The 18,773-nt window shown below is 57.6% G+C and carries 16 protein-coding genes; 8 read left to right on the forward strand and 8 right to left on the reverse strand.

Annotated elements, in window-relative coordinates; genetic code table 11:
- Positions 1–73 precede the first annotated feature (73 nt).
- The 4 genes from map to LA04_RS10485 all read left to right on the forward strand — a co-directional run bounded on the left by map (position 74) and on the right by LA04_RS10485 (position 4,962).
- Positions 74–868 (forward strand): type I methionyl aminopeptidase, encoded by a 795-nt coding sequence (gene map / locus LA04_RS10470; RefSeq protein WP_023310454.1) that lies wholly within the window; start codon positions 74–76, stop codon positions 866–868.
- Between the two features lie 63 nt (positions 869–931).
- Positions 932–3,607, forward strand: a complete 2,676-nt coding sequence (gene glnD, locus LA04_RS10475; RefSeq protein WP_029741204.1) for a bifunctional uridylyltransferase/uridylyl-removing protein GlnD — start codon at positions 932–934, stop codon at positions 3,605–3,607.
- A 32-nt stretch (positions 3,608–3,639) separates the two neighbouring features.
- On the forward strand, positions 3,640–4,464 hold the full coding sequence (gene dapD, locus LA04_RS10480; RefSeq protein ID WP_008501915.1) for a 2,3,4,5-tetrahydropyridine-2,6-dicarboxylate N-succinyltransferase: 825 nt from the start codon (positions 3,640–3,642) through the stop codon (positions 4,462–4,464).
- 111 nt (positions 4,465–4,575) lie between these two features.
- Positions 4,576–4,962, forward strand: coding sequence for a DUF3461 family protein (locus tag LA04_RS10485; RefSeq protein ID WP_014168696.1), 387 nt, complete (start codon positions 4,576–4,578; stop codon positions 4,960–4,962).
- A 92-nt stretch (positions 4,963–5,054) separates the two neighbouring features.
- On the opposite strand, the gene cdaR is transcribed toward LA04_RS10485, so the two are convergent.
- The 3 genes from cdaR to dgt all read right to left on the reverse strand — a co-directional run bounded on the left by cdaR (position 5,055) and on the right by dgt (position 9,441).
- Positions 5,055–6,212, reverse strand: coding sequence for a DNA-binding transcriptional regulator CdaR (cdaR, locus tag LA04_RS10490; protein ID WP_023310452.1), 1,158 nt, complete (start codon positions 6,210–6,212; stop codon positions 5,055–5,057).
- Between the two features lie 146 nt (positions 6,213–6,358).
- A complete protein-coding gene (gene degP, locus LA04_RS10495) occupies positions 6,359–7,795 on the reverse strand; it encodes a serine endoprotease DegP (RefSeq protein WP_024907518.1) in 1,437 nt (478 codons plus the stop codon).
- Between the two features lie 131 nt (positions 7,796–7,926).
- On the reverse strand, positions 7,927–9,441 hold the full coding sequence (gene dgt / locus LA04_RS10500) for a dGTPase (RefSeq protein WP_047651478.1): 1,515 nt from the start codon (positions 9,439–9,441) through the stop codon (positions 7,927–7,929).
- Between the two features lie 82 nt (positions 9,442–9,523).
- Between dgt and mtnN the strand changes: the two genes are divergently transcribed.
- Genes mtnN through LA04_RS10515 form a run of 3 tightly spaced genes read left to right on the forward strand, consistent with a single transcriptional unit; the run spans position 9,524 to position 11,666 of the window.
- Positions 9,524–10,222, forward strand: a complete 699-nt coding sequence (gene mtnN / locus LA04_RS10505) for a 5'-methylthioadenosine/S-adenosylhomocysteine nucleosidase (protein ID WP_014882620.1) — start codon at positions 9,524–9,526, stop codon at positions 10,220–10,222.
- Entirely contained in the window at positions 10,215–11,015 is an 801-nt protein-coding gene (gene btuF / locus LA04_RS10510) for a vitamin B12 ABC transporter substrate-binding protein BtuF (RefSeq protein WP_047651479.1), read from the forward strand. Before mtnN ends, btuF begins: the two co-directional genes overlap by 8 nt.
- 27 nt (positions 11,016–11,042) lie before the next feature.
- Positions 11,043–11,666, forward strand: a complete 624-nt coding sequence (locus LA04_RS10515) for a TRIC cation channel family protein (RefSeq protein WP_047651480.1) — start codon at positions 11,043–11,045, stop codon at positions 11,664–11,666.
- Between the two features lie 39 nt (positions 11,667–11,705).
- Here the strand turns inward: LA04_RS10515 and erpA are convergent, their stop codons facing one another.
- Both erpA and clcA read right to left on the reverse strand, forming a co-directional pair.
- Positions 11,706–12,053 (reverse strand): iron-sulfur cluster insertion protein ErpA, encoded by a 348-nt coding sequence (erpA, locus tag LA04_RS10520; RefSeq protein ID WP_047651481.1) that lies wholly within the window; start codon positions 12,051–12,053, stop codon positions 11,706–11,708.
- A gap of 79 nt (positions 12,054–12,132) precedes the next feature.
- Entirely contained in the window at positions 12,133–13,533 is a 1,401-nt protein-coding gene (gene clcA / locus LA04_RS10525; protein ID WP_047651482.1) for a H(+)/Cl(-) exchange transporter ClcA, read from the reverse strand.
- A gap of 177 nt (positions 13,534–13,710) precedes the next feature.
- Between clcA and hemL the strand changes: the two genes are divergently transcribed.
- Positions 13,711–14,991, forward strand: a complete 1,281-nt coding sequence (gene hemL, locus LA04_RS10530; protein ID WP_047651483.1) for a glutamate-1-semialdehyde 2,1-aminomutase — start codon at positions 13,711–13,713, stop codon at positions 14,989–14,991.
- A gap of 93 nt (positions 14,992–15,084) precedes the next feature.
- Here hemL and fhuB read toward each other — a convergent pair whose 3' ends face one another.
- From fhuB to fhuC, 3 genes are read right to left on the reverse strand one after another with little or no spacing between them, the layout of a single operon-like run.
- The gene (gene fhuB / locus LA04_RS10535; protein ID WP_047651484.1) at positions 15,085–17,067 is read right to left on the reverse strand and encodes a Fe(3+)-hydroxamate ABC transporter permease FhuB; all 1,983 of its coding nucleotides are present in this window, start codon (positions 17,065–17,067) and stop codon (positions 15,085–15,087) included.
- Positions 17,064–17,954 carry a Fe(3+)-hydroxamate ABC transporter substrate-binding protein FhuD gene (gene fhuD / locus LA04_RS10540; protein WP_047651486.1) on the reverse strand — a complete coding sequence of 297 codons (891 nt, stop codon included), beginning with the start codon at positions 17,952–17,954 and terminating at the stop codon, positions 17,064–17,066. Before fhuD ends, fhuB begins: the two co-directional genes overlap by 4 nt.
- A complete protein-coding gene (gene fhuC / locus LA04_RS10545; protein ID WP_033144663.1) occupies positions 17,954–18,751 on the reverse strand; it encodes a Fe3+-hydroxamate ABC transporter ATP-binding protein FhuC in 798 nt (265 codons plus the stop codon). The genes fhuD and fhuC overlap by 1 nt, the downstream gene beginning before the upstream one ends.
- Positions 18,752–18,773: the final 22 nt, after the last annotated feature.

Below are 18,773 nucleotides of genomic sequence, written 5' to 3' on the forward strand. Positions count from 1 at the left end.
CGTGCCTGACTGATACCATTGACGACACTTAGACTAGTATTGTCGAAAAAATCGACACCGATGGACAGATTACATGGCTATCTCTATTAAGACACCTGAAGAAATTGAAAAGATGCGCGTCGCCGGTCGTCTGGCCGCGGAAGTGCTGGAAATGATCGAGCCGTTCGTGAAGCCGGGCGTCAGCACCGGTGAACTGGACCGTATCTGTAACGACTATATCGTGAACGAGCAGCACGCGGTTTCCGCCTGCCTCGGCTACCACGGTTTCCCGAAATCCGTCTGCATCTCTATTAATGAAGTGGTGTGCCACGGCATCCCGGACGATGAAAAACTGCTGAAAGATGGCGACATCGTCAACATCGACGTGACCGTCATTAAAGACGAGTACCACGGTGACACCTCAAAAATGTTCATCGTTGGCAAGCCGACTATTCTTGGAGAGCGTCTGTGCAAAGTGACGCAAGAGAGCCTCTACCTGGCGCTGAAAATGGTGAAGCCGGGTATTCGCCTGCGCACCATCGGTGCGGCAATCCAGAAGTTTGTCGAAGCAGAAGGTTTCTCCGTGGTGCGCGAGTACTGCGGTCACGGCATTGGTCGCGTCTTCCATGAAGAGCCGCAGGTCCTGCACTATGATGCAGATGACGGCGGCGTGGTGCTGCAAAAAGGCATGACCTTTACCATTGAGCCGATGGTCAACGCGGGTGACTATCGCATCCGTACCATGAAAGACGGCTGGACGGTGAAAACCAAAGACAGAAGCTTGTCTGCGCAGTACGAGCATACTATTGTGGTAACAGACAACGGCTGCGAAATTATGACGTTGCGCAAGGATGACACCATCCCGGCGATACTGACGCACGATGAATGATAAAAAAGCCGGCAAATGCCGGCTTTTTTAATGGCTATAGCTTTTTCTTATGGGTGGCGCACGATGAGTAATCTTTTACCCGAACAGTATGCTAACACAGCACTTCCCACCCTCCCCGACCAGCCCGATAACCCGGGCGTCTGGCCGTCGCACGAGCTGACCTGCGCACATATTAAAGCCCATATGGATGTTTTCCATCGCTGGCTGGGCAGCGCGTTCGACGCAGGCGTGTCGGCCGAGCAGCTCATTGAAGCGCGCACCGAATTTATCGACCAGCTCCTGCAGCGCCTGTGGATCGATTACGGGTTTGGGCAAATCAGCGACGTTGCGCTGGTTGCCGTCGGGGGCTATGGCCGCGGTGAGCTGCATCCACTTTCCGATATCGATCTCCTGATCCTAAGCCGCAAAAAGCTGCCGGACGAACAGGCGCAAAAAATTGGCGAACTGCTGACGCTGCTCTGGGACGTAAAGCTGGAAGTCGGCCACAGCGTGCGTACCCTAGAAGAGTGTCTGCTGGAAGGGTTATCGGACCTGACCGTCGCCACCAACCTGATTGAAACGCGCCTGCTGATCGGCGACGTCGCCCTGTTCCTGGAGCTGCAAAAGCACATCTTCAGCGACGGCTTCTGGCCGTCAGAAAAGTTCTTCGCCGCGAAGGTCGAGGAGCAAAATCAGCGCCACCAGCGCTACCACGGCACCAGCTATAATCTTGAACCCGATATTAAAAGCAGCCCCGGCGGCCTGCGCGACATCCACACCCTGCAGTGGGTCGCCCGCCGCCATTTTGGTGCCACCTCGATGGACGAGATGGTCGGCTTCGGCTTTTTAACCGAGGCCGAGCGTAACGAGCTAAACGAGTGCCTGCACCTGCTGTGGCGCATCCGGTTTGCCCTGCATCTTGAAGTCACCCGCTACGATAACCGCCTGCTGTTTGACCGCCAGCTCAGCGTGGCTCAGCGTCTGAATTATCAGGGCGAAGGCAACGAGCCGGTTGAGCACATGATGAAGGATTTCTTCCGCGTCACACGCCGGGTGACCGAGCTGAACCAGATGCTGTTGCAGCTGTTCGACGAGGCCATTCTGGCCCTGACGGCGGACGAAAAACCGCGCCCGATTGATGACGAATTCCAGCTGCGCGGCACGCTTATCGACCTGCGCGACGAAACGCTGTTCATCCGCGAGCCGGAAGCGATTCTGCGGATGTTCTATACCATGGTGCGCAACAGCACCATCACAGGCATCTACTCCACCACCCTGCGCCATCTGCGCCATGCGCGCCGTCATCTGACGCAGCCGCTGTGCTATATCCCGGAAGCGCGTTCGCTGTTCCTGAGCATGCTCCGTCACCCGGGCGCCGTCAGCCGCGGCCTGCTGCCGATGCACCGCCACAGCGTGCTGTGGGCCTATATGCCGCAGTGGTCGCACATTGTCGGGCAAATGCAGTTCGATCTGTTCCACGCCTACACGGTGGATGAACACACGATCCGCGTGATGCTCAAGCTGGAAAGCTTTGCGAAAGAAGAGACGCGCTCCCGCCATCCGCTGTGCGTGGAGCTGTGGCCGCGCCTGACCCATCCGGAACTGATCCTGATTGCCGCCCTGTTCCACGATATCGCCAAAGGTCGCGGCGGTGACCATTCGGTGCTGGGCGCACAGGACGTGCTGAAATTTGCCGAACTGCACGGCCTGAACTCGCGTGAAACGCAGCTGGTGGCCTGGCTGGTGCGCCATCACCTGCTGATGTCGGTTACCGCGCAGCGTCGTGACATTCAGGATCCGGAAGTGATCAAGCAGTTCGCGGAAGAGGTTCAGACGGAAAACCGTCTGCGCTATCTGGTCTGCCTGACGGTGGCCGATATCTGCGCCACCAACGAGACCCTGTGGAACAGCTGGAAGCAGAGCCTGCTGCGCGAGCTGTACTTCGCCACCGAAAAACAGCTGCGTCGCGGGATGCAAAATACCCCGGACATGCGCGAGCGCGTGCGCCATCACCAGCTTCAGGCGCTGGCGCTGCTGCGGATGGATAACATTGATGAAGAGGCACTGCATCAGATTTGGGCCCGCTGCCGCGCCAACTATTTTGTCCGCCATAGCCCAAACCAGCTTGCGTGGCACGCGCGGCATCTGCTCAAGCACGATCTATCCCAGCCGATGATCCTGCTGAGCCCGCAGGCCACCCGCGGCGGGACGGAGATTTTCATCTGGAGCCCGGACCGACCTTATCTGTTTGCTGCGGTCTGCGCCGAGCTGGACAGGCGTAACCTGAGCGTTCACGACGCGCAGATTTTCACCACCCGCGACGGCATGGCGATGGACACCTTTATCGTGCTTGAGCCGGACGGCAGCCCGCTCTCGTCGGACAGGCATGAAGGGATACGCTTCGGTCTGGAGCAGGCGATTACCCAGCGCAGCTGGCAGCCCCCGCAGCCGCGTCGCCAGCCGGCGAAATTGCGCCACTTTACCGTCGATACCGAGGTCAACTTCCTGCCGACCCACACCGACCGTAAATCGTTCCTGGAGCTGATCGCGCTCGACCAGCCAGGGCTGCTTGCCCGCGTCGGCCAGGTTTTTGCCGATCTGGGAATTTCGCTCCATGGGGCCCGAATTACAACGATTGGCGAGCGAGTAGAAGATTTATTTATAATCGCCACAGCGGACCGGCGTGCCCTTAATAATGACCTGCAGCTTGAAGTGCAACAACGGTTGACAGCAGCCCTCAATCCAAACGATAAAGGGTGATATGTTTTTTAGTGAAATGGAAAGAGTAAACAATGCAGCAGTTACAGAACGTTATTGAGTCCGCTTTTGAGCGTCGCGCCGAGATTACCCCGGCAAATGTGGATACCGTGACCCGTGAAGCGGTAAACCAGGTGATTTCCCTTCTGGATTCCGGCGCGCTGCGCGTGGCAGAAAAAATCGACGGTCAGTGGGTCACTCATCAATGGCTTAAGAAAGCCGTGCTGCTCTCTTTCCGTATCAACGATAACCAGGTTATCGACGGAGCAGAAAGCCGCTACTTCGATAAAGTGCCGATGAAATTCGCTGACTACGACGAAGCGCGTTTCCAGAAAGAAGGCTTCCGCGTGGTACCGCCTGCGGCGGTTCGTCAGGGCGCATTCATCGCACGCAACACCGTGCTGATGCCATCCTACGTGAACATCGGTGCCTACGTTGACGAAGGCACCATGGTTGACACCTGGGCGACCGTCGGTTCATGCGCGCAGATCGGTAAAAACGTTCACCTGTCCGGCGGTGTGGGCATCGGTGGTGTTCTGGAGCCACTGCAGGCTAACCCGACCATCATCGAAGACAACTGCTTCATCGGCGCGCGCTCTGAAGTAGTTGAAGGCGTGATCGTGGAAGAAGGCTCCGTGATCTCCATGGGCGTTTACATCGGTCAGAGCACCCGTATTTACGACCGTGAAACCGGCGAAGTTCACTACGGTCGCGTTCCGGCGGGCTCCGTGGTGGTTTCCGGCAACCTGCCGTCAAAAGATGGCAAATACAGCCTGTACTGTGCGGTTATCGTGAAGAAAGTGGATGCGAAAACGCGCGGTAAAGTGGGCATCAACGAATTGCTGCGCACCATCGATTAATCGGGTATAACAAAAAGCGGGGGCAACCCCGCTTTTTTTATATCTGAGGGTGGCGAAATTAGATTTTTTCGTTAATTATTCAAAGGTTATGTTGAGATCAAGGGTACCGCTATGTACGATAATCTGAAAAGTCTGGGCATTACCAATCCTGATGAAATTGATCGTTACAGCCTCCGTCAGGAAGCCAATAACGATATTCTGAAAATCTATTTTCACAAGGACAAAGGAGAGTTTTTCGCCAAAAGCGTGAAGTTTAAATATCCACGCCAGCGTAAGACCGTTGTGGCTGACGGTGTAGGACAGGGCTACAAAGAAGTACAGGAAATCAGCCCGAACCTGCGCTATGTGATCGATGAACTCGATCAGATCTGCCAGCGCGACCGCACCGAAGTCGATCTCAAGCGTAAGATCCTTGACGATCTGCGTCACCTTGAAAGCGTTGTAACTAATAAGATCAGCGAGATTGAAGCGGATCTTGAGAAATTAACGCGGAAATAAAAGCAAAACGGCAATCCTTGATTGCCGTTTTTAGTGTTTGCGCCCTCTCCCCGTGGGAGAGGGATGGGGTGAGGGCACCAGACCGCACTCAGTCATCTCTGTTCGTCCAGCTGCAGCGCCACATACAGCAGCAGCCTGTCGTCAAAGTTTCCCAGATCCAGCCCCGTCAGCTCCGAAATCCGGTTTAACCGATACTCAAGCGTATTGCGGTGAATAAACAGCGCCTTTGAGGTCGCCAGCGGCTGCACGTTATGGCGGAACCACGCCTGCAGCGTCCGGCGCAGCAGGCCGTTGTTGTCCATGGCTTTCAGACGCGCTAATGGCCGCGCCAGCTCATTGGCCTGCCAGCCCCCGCGCAGGCTGTCGAGCAGCACCGGCAGCATCAGATCCTGATAGAAATAGCTGCGGCTCTCCGGCATCCTCTGCTTGCCCACCATCATGGTGGTGCGCGCGGTACGCCAGGAGCGGGCGATACTGCCCGGCCCGGTAAAGTAGTTGCCCAGCGCAACGCGAAAACGCAGTTGGCCGTTCTCCTCCATCCGGGAGATCAGCTGCTCCACGCGACGACGATGATCGTCGGCATCCCAGCGGCCGAACGCATTGAGCGCCGGCTTGAGGACCACCATTTCCGTCAGGGAGACTATCGCCACCAGGTTATCGCGCTCCGGCGTCGCCAGCGCATTTTGCAGCTGCTGCAGCTCGGCCATCGCGCTGTCCACGCCAAGCTGGCCGCTATCCACCTCAATGACCGCCACCACGCGCGGCTGGTTGAGATCGATTCCCAGACGCTGCGCCCATTCGCTGAGCGCAGGCGTATGCTCTTCCGCCTGAATAAGGTTCATCACTAGCTCTTCACGCAGGCGGCTGTCCTGGGCAAGCAGGTGCATCAGGCGCGACTGCTCCAGCATCATCTCCGCCGTCATACAGACCAGCTCACCATATTTTCGCAGTGACTCAGGCTCGCCGGTGAGGCCGATTACCCCCACAATTTCGCCTTCAAGGCGCAGCGGTAAATTGATGCCCTGACGTACGCCGTGCAGGTGTTTCGCTACCGCATCGTCGATATCCACGACCCGCCCCTGAGACAGCACCAGCAGCGCGCCTTCGTGCAATTCCCCAATACGCTCGCGATCGCCGCTGCCAATAATGCGCCCGCGGGCATCCATTACGTTGATATTGGTATCAATGATGCGCATAGTGCGCGCCACGATATCCTGCGCCATTTTGGTATCAAGATGCCAGCCAGCCATGTAACCCTCCCGTGAGCAGAGCTCAAGCATAGGGAAGTTCAGCGACGGCTGCATTGTGCGAATGCACAAAGAGAGAGGGAGAAGTATGGAGTTGTGGCAAGAATCACAGAAACGAGAAAGCCCCTGCGAACAGGGGCTTCAGAGAATTACTGCATCAGAAGATAAAGAGAGGTATCACCACGCTGGATATTCAGCGCCAGCACGGAAGGCTTGCTGTCGAGAATTTTGCGCAGTTCAGCGATATTTTTCACCGGCTGCTGGTTAGCGCCCATGATCACATCGCCTTTTTTCAGGCCGATACGGGCTGCCGGTGAATTCGCTTTCACGTTGTTCACCACCACGCCTTTGTCTGCGCCTTTATTGCTCATCTCGGCACCTTCAATCCCGCTGAAGATGGTGCTGGAATCCACCTGATTCTGGCTGCTCTGCTGCAGCTCCAGGCTCACGTTAACCGGCTTACCGTCGCGCAGCAGGCCGAGGGTGACTTTACTGCCAATCGGCATCGAGCCCACTTCCGCACGCAGGGCAGCAAAGCTGCTGATCGGTTTACCGTTCAGGGAGGTGATTACATCCCCCGCTTTAATGCCCGCTTTCGCCGCAGAGGAATTCGGCATCACCTGGCTGACGAATGCCCCGCGCTGGGCGTCAACTTTCATCGCCTTAGCCAGTTCGGAGTTCAGCTCCGTACCGAGAATACCCAGCTCGCCGCGTTTCACCTGGCCATACTGCACCATCTGCGCGGTCAGGTTTTTCACCATGTTACTCGGGATAGCAAAACCGATACCGATGTTGCCGCCGTCTGGCGCCAGGATAGCGGTGTTGATACCGATCAGCTCACCGTTCAGGTTCACCAGCGCACCGCCGGAGTTACCGCGGTTGATCGCCGCATCCGTCTGGATGAAGTTCTCATAGTTCTCGGCATTGAGGCCGCTACGGCCCAGCGCAGAGACGATACCCGAGGTCACGGTTTCACCCAGACCGAACGGGTTACCGATCGCCACGGTATAGTCGCCCACGCGCAGCGCGTCGGAGTCGGCAATTTTAATCGCCGTCAGGTTTTTCGGATCCTGAATCTGGATCAGCGCAATGTCAGAACGCGGGTCTTTGCCGACCACTTTGGCGTCAAACTTACGGCCATCGCTCAGCTGAACCTTAATGCTGTTCGCGTTATCGACAACGTGGTTGTTGGTGACGACATAGCCTTTCGCCGCATCAATAATTACCCCCGAGCCAAGCGCCATGAATTTCTGCTGCTGGCCACCGCCCTGGCTGTCATCCCCGGCACCGCCGCCCTGACAGAACGGAGAGCTCTGGAATGGCGAACCGTCCTGGCAGAACGGCGAGTTGTCGCCGAAGAACTGCTGGAAGTTACGCGGCATACGCGGCGTATTGACGGTCGTGCTGCCCTCAACGTTAATACTCACCACCGATGGCATCACTTTTTCGAGCATCGGTGCCAGGCTTGGCATCTGCTGCGCGGTTGCTGCCGACGACGCGGTCTCGGCTGCAGTAGCAGTCAGAGGAGACAGCGCTAAACCTAAACTCAGAGCCAGTGCACTCATTGCTAATGTGGTTTTTTTCATGTTTCTCAATCTCGATTTACAGGTAACGCAAAATTGCTGTGTAACTCAGATTCATTTTATACCGCTTAGTTCCGGCGATAAGTTTATGGAAAAGGTAAAAATTTATTGGCCGTCTTTACAAAACTCCGGCGTTATTCCACCGCCATCAGCTTGCGGTATTCATCCCAGGCATACAAATCCGTCATGCCGCTGATATAGTCCTGGATAAGACGGCAGCGATAATAATATTCCATTACCGGCCATTGGGGAGAGTGGCGTTCCAGCTTGCCAATCGCTTCGACATACGCCAGACGATGCCGGGTAGAGAGTTTTTGATAAAGCCGCGATTCGATAGGTATTCTGCGCACGCGCTCGTGTTCCACCAGTTCGCTGAATTCGTCGACGGACAGCTGGAGCAGCGGGGAATAAATTTCCAGTAACCCACTGATTACCCGATAGCCCTGCAGCTCTAGCTGTTCAACATCCGGATGGCTGAATACATGCCGCATCGCCACATGTTTATAAAGCTCAAGGAGCTGGCTGAAACTGCTGTCATCTTCCAGCAGCGCGTGGTTGAATTCCCCGCTGAAAATAAGCGGCAAATTATCAATAAAACGCGACGCCGCATACGGCACCAGTTTATTTAATGTATTGACCCGCAAATACATAAAGAACTGGTCTTCCGTACTGCGGCTTAATGTATTTGAGCGCGATTTTTCCCAGGCATTTTCGACAACCTGCGCAAACAGCGAGCCTTTTTCATGGGTGCCCCAGGCCGTATAAAGATGCTGATAAAGCTCCTCGACGCTGAAGATTCTTTTCTCCACGGCATCTTCCAGATCGGCAACGCAATAGGAAATATCATCGGCGGCTTCCATAATCCAGGTCAATGGAAAGCGGCCATTTGCAGTCAATGAAAGTTCTTTACGTAACCGCTCAATATAGGCCTCTTCAGAAAGGTAATAGCCCGGTTTTTTCATGAGATAACTGTGGGACGCGGGCGTATCCCCCATCCACCACGCGGGACGCGTGTATTTCAGAATGCAGCCGACCTGGGCCCAGGTCAGGTTCATACGCATCAGGGAGTGGACCAGCCGGATCCCCTGCGCGTTGCCCTCAAAATGACATAAATCCTGGCGCACCTTGCGGCGCAGATCGTTCAGCCCCTCTTCACCTTCACGCAGGCGTAAATCGCGTACGATGCAGCGGTCATCGCTGAGGGGCTGGCTTACCGCATCCGAAGGGAAAAGCCGCTGCTTAAACCAGTCATTGATAGCCGCCTCACCAAAGTGGCCGAAAGGCGGGTTGCCGATGTCGTGCATCAGGCAGGCCATCTCAACGATGCTCTCGAAGGGCCCCGTCAGCTCGTCCAGACCATAGGTTTCCAGTAAACGCTGCTCTTTGAGACGGCTCAAAATCTCTTTGGCAATATAGCGCCCGACCTGCTGCACTTCCATGGAGTGGGTTAAGCGCGTGCGCACCGCGGCGTTACGCTCCAGCGGGAACACCTGAGTTTTTTGCTGCAGACGGCGGATGGCGGGCGAGTTAATAATTCGCCCGCGATCGCTTTCGAAGATACGCAGGATCTCATGTTCGCTCTTGTCGCCCTGCGGCGAACGGAAACGTCGGTGCCAGTTAATTTTGGTGCGAAAATCGATTAGTGACATGTGCTCCCCCGCGTGAGAATGCGTTTCCCCTTAACCGCATGATAGACTATGCATCTTAACAAGGCACATCGCGAGTAAATCTATGAAAATCGGCATTATTGGTGCAATGGAAGAAGAAGTTACGCTGCTGCGTGACAAAATTGAGAACCGTCAGACCCTCTCTCTGGGGGGTTGTGAGATCTACACCGGCCAGCTGAACGGTGTTGACGTGGCTCTGCTGAAATCAGGCATCGGTAAAGTGGCTGCTGCGCTGGGTGCAACCCTGCTGCTTGAGCGCTGCAAGCCGGACGTGATCGTGAATACCGGCTCTGCGGGCGGCCTGGCGCCGACGCTGAAAGTGGGCGATATCGTTGTCTCCGACGAAGCGCGTTACCACGATGCCGACGTCACCGCGTTTGGTTACGAGTACGGTCAGCTACCGGGCTGTCCTGCTGGTTTTAAAGCTGACGACAAACTGATTGCGGCGGCAGAGACCTGCATTGCGGAGCTCAACCTCAACGCGGTACGCGGTCTGATTGTCAGCGGTGATGCCTTCATCAACGGCTCCGTTGGGCTGGCGAAAATCCGTCATAACTTCCCTCAGGCGGTTGCCGTTGAGATGGAAGCGACAGCGATCGCTCATGTCTGCCATAACTTCAGCGTACCCTTCGTGGTGGTTCGCGCCATCTCTGACGTGGCAGACCAGCAGTCCCACATCAGCTTCGACGAGTTCCTGACCGTTGCGGCAAAACAGTCCACCGTAATGGTGGAGCGCCTGGTGCAGAATCTGGCACGTGGCTAAACATACCTTCAGGGCGCTGGCCGCCCTGCTTCTTCTCGCACCGCTGTGGCTCTATGCGTTACCGCGCGTGATTACCCTCTCTCCCGCGAATACGGAACTGGCGTTTGCCGCCGGGATCACGCCCGTTGGCGTGAGTAGCTATTCGGATTACCCACCGCAAGCCGCGGGTATTGAACAGGTGGCAACCTGGCAGGGGATGAACCTTGAGCGCATCGTGGCGCTTAAACCGGATCTCGTGCTGGCCTGGCGCGGCGGCAACGCCGAGCGGCAGGTCAACCAGCTCACCTCGCTTGGCATAAAAGTGATGTGGATTGATGCCGTCAGCATTGAACAAGTCGCTCAGGCGCTACGCTCTCTCGCCCCTTATAGCCCAACCCCCAAAAAAGCCGAGAGCGCGGCGAAACAAATGCTCAGTGACTATGCTGCGCTGAAATCCCGATACGATACCCCTGTTAAAAAGCGCATCTTCCTGCAGTTTGGCAGCCAGCCGCTGTTCACCACCGGAAAAGGGTCGATTCAGAACCAGGTGCTGGAAGTCTGCGGCGGTGAAAACATCTTTGCCGCCAGCCGGGTGCCGTGGCCTCAGGTGAGCCGCGAGCAGGTCCTGGCGCGCCGGCCGCAGGCCATCGTCGTGGTCGGAAATGCGAGCGAGATTCCTAAAATTGAACAATTCTGGCAAAGGCAGCTAAAAATTCCGGTGATCCCACTCAACAGCGACTGGTTTGAACGCGCCAGCCCGCGTATTATCCTCGCCGCAAAACAGCTCTGTGCCGCCCTGGCAGAGAGTCACTAACATAAGACCCTTTTCGAGGATTTAACGATGCTCGTTTATTGGCTGGATATTCTTGGCACAGCCGTTTTTGCTATCTCCGGCGTTCTGCTCGCCGGAAAACTACGCATGGATCCGTTTGGCGTGCTGGTGCTGGGCGTCGTGACCGCCGTTGGCGGCGGAACTATCCGCGATATGGCGCTGGCGAATGGCCCGGTGTTTTGGGTGAAAGATCCTACCGATCTGGTGGTCGCGATGGTCAACTGCCTGTTAACCATTGTACTGGTTCGCCAGCCTCGCCGCTTACCCAAGTGGATATTGCCGGTACTGGATGCCGTCGGTCTGGCCGTGTTTGTTGGTATTGGCGTCAATAAGGCGTTTAATGCCGGTACCGGTCCGATGGTGGCAATCTGCATGGGCGTATTAACCGGCGTGGGCGGTGGGATCATACGCGACATTCTGGCGCGTGAAGTGCCGATGATCCTGCGTACTGAAATTTACGCAACGGCCTGCATTGTGGGCGGGATTGTTCACGCTACCGCGTACTACACCTTTGCCCTCCCGCTGGAAAATGCCGCGATGCTGGGGATGGTGGTCACGCTGGTGATACGTTTAGCGGCGATACGCTGGCATCTGAAGCTACCGACGTTTGCGCTGGATGATAATGGCAGGTAAAAGCAAAACGGTAACCGCCAGGTTACCGTTTTTTGGTCATCAGATGCTGAACGACGAACCACATCCGCAGGTGCTGGTTGCGTTCGGGTTAGTCACAACAAAGCGTGAACCTTCCAGACCTTCAGTGTAATCCACCGAACCGCCTACCAGATATTGCAGGCTCATCGGGTCAACCACCAGCGCGACGCCCTGTTTCTCGATAGTCATATCGCCATCGTTAACCTGGTCGTCAAAGGTAAAACCATACTGGAAGCCGCTGCAGCCGCCACCGGTAATATAAACACGCAGTTTCAGATCCGGATTGTCTTCGTCGGCAATCAGGTTTTTCACTTTGTTGGCTGCTGCTTCGGTAAATTCGAGCGGTACAGCTACTACGTCATCACTCATCTTATGCTCCCATGAATACTGCTATTGGGCAAAATTCACCCAATTCTTTATGTCATTATCTAATACCCTGGTAATTCATTCAAGTATTCTGCGCGGCGGCCCGCTCCGCCTCTTGTTTTGCCAGGGTACGCGCAAGGATGGTGGAGTATAGCGGTTTTCCGCCCAGGAACTGGGCTAATAGTGTCGCGCCGAGACAGGTAATGATCATTGGCAAAATGAGCTGGTAATTGTCCGTCATCTCCAGCACCAGCACGATGCCAGTCAACGGCGCACGTAGGGACGCGGCCAGCAGCGCGCCCATTCCGGCCACCGCAAACGTCCCGGCTTCAAGGTGATAAGCGGGAAAGCCCACTTCGGCCGCCATACCAAACGCAGTCCCCAGCAGCGTGCCCAGCGCCAGCATCGGGGCAAAAATCCCGCCGGGCGCACCGGAGGAGAAACACAACACCGTTGTGATGACGCGTGAAATAAACATAAACAGCAGCAGACCCACGCTGAAATTCCCCGCCGCCGCAATGGGAATCAGCCCGAACCCGCCGCCTGCGGCATTCGGCTCGATAAACCCGAGTACGCCACACATGCCGCCCAGCAGACCCCCCATCAGCACCCATTTCGTGGTGTTCCCGCCGTGAATGCGCTGGAACATATCCTGGGCGCGCAGGATAAAGGTGTTAAACAGCGGCCCCACCACGCCAAAAATCATGCCGAGGATCAGGTAAAGCCACAGGGTGTTAACCGGCGCGTTGGTCAGTTTACCCACCTCAATGACCGCCCCTTCGCCATTAAAGAGGCGAAACACGATGCTCGACATAATGACGCCGGTAAACACCGCTTTAATGGAGATCAGGTTGTAGCGAAACTGCGCGCGCATCTCTTCGATGATAAACAAAATGCCCGCCAGCGGCGCGTTAAACGCGGCGGAAAGCCCCGCCGCCGCACCGGTTGCCAGCAGCGTATGGCGCGCTTCGGCGCTGCGCATCCGAAACAGATCGCCCACCATGCGGCCAACGTTCCCGCCCAGCTGAACCGTAGGCCCTTCCCGGCCAAGAACCATCCCCGCGCCCAGCGTACCCATGCCGCCGATAAATTTCACCGGGATGACACGCCACCAGCGCACCGGACGCAGCTCCTCCAGGGCCCCTTCAATTTCCGGGATGCCGGACCCGCCCGCCTCCGGCGCAAATTTACGCACCAGAAAATATCCCACCATGGCAAACAGCGCGGACAGCCCGAATGCCCACACCCAGACCAGCCATTCGCTGTCGGCAAAACCGGCCACGGTGCCCACTCGCCAGTTGAGTACGGCATTAACCGCTTTTTCAAACACTACGCCAACCAGGCCCGCGAGAGTGCCCACCACGGCAGCGGCCAGCAGGATCGCCAGCGGCGTTTTATCGCGATTGAGCAGCCGCCGAATGCTGATTCGGTGCTGGGCGCGCGTAAACTGTTGTTCTTCAAAAGATGGAGAATCTGATTTCATGTCCTGTTCTTATTCGTCATACAAAAACCCGTAAGGATTTTACCAGAGACGACCCTACCGTCTCCTGAAAATTACTTAACAAATCTTAAAGCATTGCCCGGCTAAAAATTTCATAACCTTCCCCGAATCACTTAGAATAGTGGGCTTAACCATTTTATTCGAACCAGGAACGACGCCATGAGCAAGTCTGAAAACCTCTACAGTGCAGCCCGCGAGCTTATTCCGGGTGGCGTGAACTCACCTGTGCGCGCCTTCACCGGCGTGGGTGGTACGCCGCTGTTTATCGAACGTGCTGACGGCGCGTATCTGTATGATGTCGATGGCAAGGCCTATATCGATTATGTGGGTTCCTGGGGCCCGATGGTGCTGGGACACAACCACCCGGCCATTCGTAACGCGGTCATTGAAGCCGCCCAGCGCGGCCTGAGCTTCGGTGCGCCAACCGAAATGGAAGTGAAAATGGCCGAGCTGGTGACTGAACTGGTGCCTACCATGGACATGGTGCGCATGGTGAACTCAGGTACCGAAGCGACCATGAGCGCCATCCGCCTGGCGCGCGGTTTTACCGGTCGCGATAAAATCATCAAGTTTGAAGGCTGTTACCACGGTCATGCGGACTGCCTGCTGGTGAAAGCCGGTTCCGGCGCGCTGACGCTCGGCCAGCCGAACTCTCCGGGCGTACCGGCAGATTTCGCGAAGCATACCCTGACCTGCACCTACAACGATATTGCTACCGTTCGCGCGGCGTTCGAGCAGTATCCGCAGGAGATCGCCTGCATCATCGTTGAGCCGGTCGCCGGCAACATGAACTGTATCCCGCCGCAGCCTGACTTCCTGCCGGGCCTGCGCGCCCTGTGCGATGAGTTCGGCGCGCTGCTGATCATCGATGAAGTCATGACCGGCTTTCGCGTGGCGCTGGCGGGTGCCCAGTCATATTACGGCGTTGAGCCGGACCTCACCTGTCTGGGTAAAATCATCGGCGGCGGCATGCCTGTCGGCGCATTCGGTGGACGTAAGGACGTGATGGAAGCCCTGGCGCCAACCGGTCCGGTTTACCAGGCGGGCACGCTCTCCGGTAACCCCATCGCCATGGCGGCGGGCTTTGCCTGCCTGACCGAAGTGGCTCAGCCGGGCATCCACGAAACCCTGACCGACCTGACCACGCAGCTGGCAAACGGTCTGCTGGAAGCCGCAGAAGAGGCCGGTATTCCGCTGGTGGTTAACCACGTGGGCGGCATGTTCGGGATTTTCTTCACCGACGCAAAAACCGTGACCTGCTATCAGGAAGTAGTGAAGTGCGACGTTGAGCGCTTCAAGCGCTTCTTCCACCTGATGCTGGACGAAGGCGTGTACCTGGCGCCGTCCGCGTTCGAAGCGGGCTTTATGTCGGTGGCGCACAGCGAAGATGATATCAACAACACCATCGACGCCGCGCGTAAGGTGTTTACGAAGCTCTAAGATGTGCGGCTTGATGCCCTCACCCCAACCCTCTCCCATGAGGAGAGGGAGCAAACACTAAAACGGCAATCTAAAGATTGCCGTTTACTTTTATTACCGACTCTGCTTTCTCAACAGATAAATAAAGTACGGCGCACCGATAAAGGTCGACAGCAGACCCGCCGGGATCTGATACGGGAACAGCACCATTCTTCCGCACCAGTCCGCAAACACCAGCATCACCCCGCCCGTCAGGGCCGACATGACGATATGCGGCATCGTCCGGCGGAATCCCATCATTCTGGCAATGTGCGGCGCCATTAATCCGACAAAACTCAGCGGTCCAATCGTCAGGGTTGCCACAGCCGTCAGGCACGCCGCCAGCAGCAGCAGGGCCACACGCGCTGGCGTCAGCGCCATTCCCACCGCGCGCGCGGTTTCGCCGCCGAGCGGCAGAATGGTCATCCAGCGGCGGCACAGCGGCACCATCGCCAGCAGCACGAGCATCACCATCCCGGACCAGATTACCTGGCTGCCGGTGGCGTTGTACGTCGAGCCGGAAATCCAGGTCAGGATCTTCGCCATACGCGGATCGCCGCTGGCCTGCAGCATCATCAGCAACATGGTAAATGCCGTGCTGAGCGCCATCCCGGCCAGCAGCATGCGGTGCGGTGAAAATCCGCCGCGGCCGGCGGCTATCAGGATAATCATCAGCGTGACTGCCGCGCCGATACTGCCGGCAGGCATCAGCCAGCCAAACGCATTGCCCGGCACAAAGAACAGCATCAGCACCACGCCAAAGGCGGCGCCAGAGCTGATCCCGAGCACTTCAGGGCTTGCCATCGGGTTGCCGGTCAGACGCTGAATAATGCACCCCGCCACCGCCAGCATTACCCCTGCGATCAGCGCAGCGAAGATACGCGGCCAGCGCCACTGCACCAGTTCATTGAGTAAATCACCCGTTGCCCAGTGCCAGCCCGAGGCATCGCGTCCGAATGAGAGCGCCGCGAACGAGGCGATCATCAGCACCGCCAGACCGGCAAGGCTAAACCACAGCACCGACCGACGTTCAGCGTAAACTTTATCGCCCGCGTCCATCGCCGGTGCGCTCATGCTGCGCAGGCGCGGGAGCAGCCACAGCAGCAGCGGCGCCCCGATAAGCGCGGTCACAGAGCCGGTGGAGACTTCCCTCCAGACCTGCGCCAGCCAGAGAATAAGCTGATCGGAAAGCCAGAGGATCAGCGCCCCAATCAGCGGCGCCAGCATCAGACGCGCCAGCAGGCGACGCGCCCCGAGCATTTTCGCCAGCAGCGGCGCAAACAGGCCGATAAACCCGATGATGCCAACCGCGTTGACCAGCAGGGCACTCAATACAATCGCCAGCGTCAGCGCCGCCAGACGAGCCAGCGACAGCGCCAGTCCCAGATTACGCGCCACGCCATCGTCCAGCCCCATGAGCGTCAGAGGGCGCAGGAGCAGCAGCGTCAGCACGACGCCGCCAGCCAGCTGCGGCCACAGGTGCTCTACAACGCTCCAGTCAGTCTGGGTGAGCGTGCCGGTACTCCACAGGAACATGCTTTGCAGCCGATCGTGATGGAACAGCACCAGCAGCTGGTTAATCGCCCCGCAGTACAGGCTCACCACCAGCCCGGCCAGAATAAGCGTTACCGGGGAAAGGCGCTTGCCCCAGGCCACGCCAAAGACCAGCGCCCCCACCACGCACGCTCCCGCGAGTGCCGCAAACTGCGAGGTTAACGCTCCCGGCAGCGCCCACAGCGTGGTGATGGTGATCCCAAGCTGCGCGCCGGTCGCGACGCCGAGCGTGGTTGGCTCTGCCAGCGGGTTACGCAACACCTGCTGGAACAGCACGCCCACCAGCCCTAAGCCGGCCCCGACCAAAAGGGAGATCGCCAGACGCGGCAGCAGGCTGTAGTGGAACAGCATCTGCTGAATATTGTCGATATCCGGCGAGGCCAGAGCGGCCCCCCACTGCTCGCGCGGTAACGCCGTGGAGAGGTTGAATCCGGTTAATACCAGCGCAACCAGAAAAAGCAGGGATAACAGCAGCGCAGGGAAGCGGGCAATACGCGTACTCATGCTTTACCTCCCAGGGCGTTATCCAGCACGCGGGCAAAATGCATGGCCGACAGCGTCGCGCCGTAGAACCAGACCGCCGGAACGCGCTGGAAGCGCCTCTCGCGCACAAACGGCATTGCCTGCCAGAGCGGGGTCGCCATCAGGGTTTGCATGTCGCGTTCGTTACCGTGGTCGAAACAGAGCACGTCCACATCGCGAAACGCCGCCAGGCGGTCGATACCCACGGCGGTACTGCCCCAGAAGGTCATCTCCCCTTCCCAGGCATTGCGAATGCCGAAGCTGTCCAGCACCTCCTGGAACAGACAGTTTTTACCGAAGACCAGCATATGGCGGGCATCCAGCAGCGTCACCATGAGCAGCGGACGATCGCCCCGGAGAGCAAAGCGCGGCTTCAGGGAGTCGATCAGGGCATCAAATTCGTCGAGATGCTTTTTGGCCTCCGCTTCGCGATTGAGGAAATGCGCCATCTCGTTAATCGAGTTTTTTGCCACAGCCAGTGGTTTTTTACCGTCGCTGAAAGCGAATCCGCGCCCGGGCGCAATGCGCGCCATGATCTCCTCTGACGGGCCATAGCCCGCAGACCAGAACAGGAACGAGGGTTTCATCTGGGTGAGCAATTCGAGGTTTGGCTCCGTTCGCAGGCCGACGTCGATCACCGAGTCCGGCAGCTTTGGCTCGCTCACCCAGAGGTTATAGTTAGGAATGTCCGCCACGCCATAGGGCGTGACGCCGAGCGCCATCATCAGTTCGACCGGCAGCCACTCCAGAGCCACAATACGGTGCGGATCGACGGCGGCGGCACGCGCCGTATTCATTTTGAACAGCAGCGGTGAGAGCGCCATCGCCGTCAGCAGGCGACGGCGGCTAATGCGTGTGTTATTCGGCATCAGTAGACAAAGCTCACCGGTGCAGCCCCGGCAGGGTGAGGCAGAATACCCATCGGAATACCGTAAATATGTTCCAGCGTTTCGCTGCGCATCAGCTCTGCCGGTGTGCCCTGGGCAATCATCTCGCCCCCGCGCAGCGCGACGAGGTAGTCACAATAGCGCGCGGCCATGTTGATGTCGTGCAGGACCGCAATGACCGTCAGGCCACGCTGCTGGCTCAAGCGATGCACCAGCGCCAGGACGTCGACCTGATGGGCGATATCCAGCGCAGAGGTCGGTTCATCCAGCAGCAGGCAGCGGCTGTCCTGCGCCACCAGCATCGCAATCCACGCGCGCTGACGTTCGCCGCCGGACAGGCTATCCACCAGACGGTGCGCCAGCGGTTTTAGCCCGACCAGCGCAATCGCCTCTTCCACTTTCTCTCTGTCGGCGACACCAAAGCGCCCAAGCGCACCGTGCCACGGATACCGCCCAATCGCCACCAGCTCACGCACCGTCATCCCTTCCGCCTGCGGCAGCTGCTGCGGCAGATAGGCCACTTTGCGGGCAAAGGCTTTACTGCTCCAGCTCTCCAGCGGTTGGTCATCCAGCAGAATATCGCCTTCTGAAGGCGGCTGATGGCGCCCCAGCATCTTGAGCAGGGTGGATTTACCGGAACCGTTGTGACCAATCAGGCCCGTCACTTTACCGGCAGGGAACGTCAGAGAGAGCGGATGCAGCAGCGTGCGCCCGGGTACGCGAAAGGAGAGATGGTTGAGCGTAAAGGTGGTGTCGGGTTGCGTTTGAATATCCTGCATATCAGCCAACTTAAATAAAAAG

The sequence above is a fragment of the Enterobacter sp. UCD-UG_FMILLET genome (genome assembly GCF_000762975.1).
Lineage (GTDB): Bacteria > Pseudomonadota > Gammaproteobacteria > Enterobacterales > Enterobacteriaceae > Enterobacter > Enterobacter dykesii.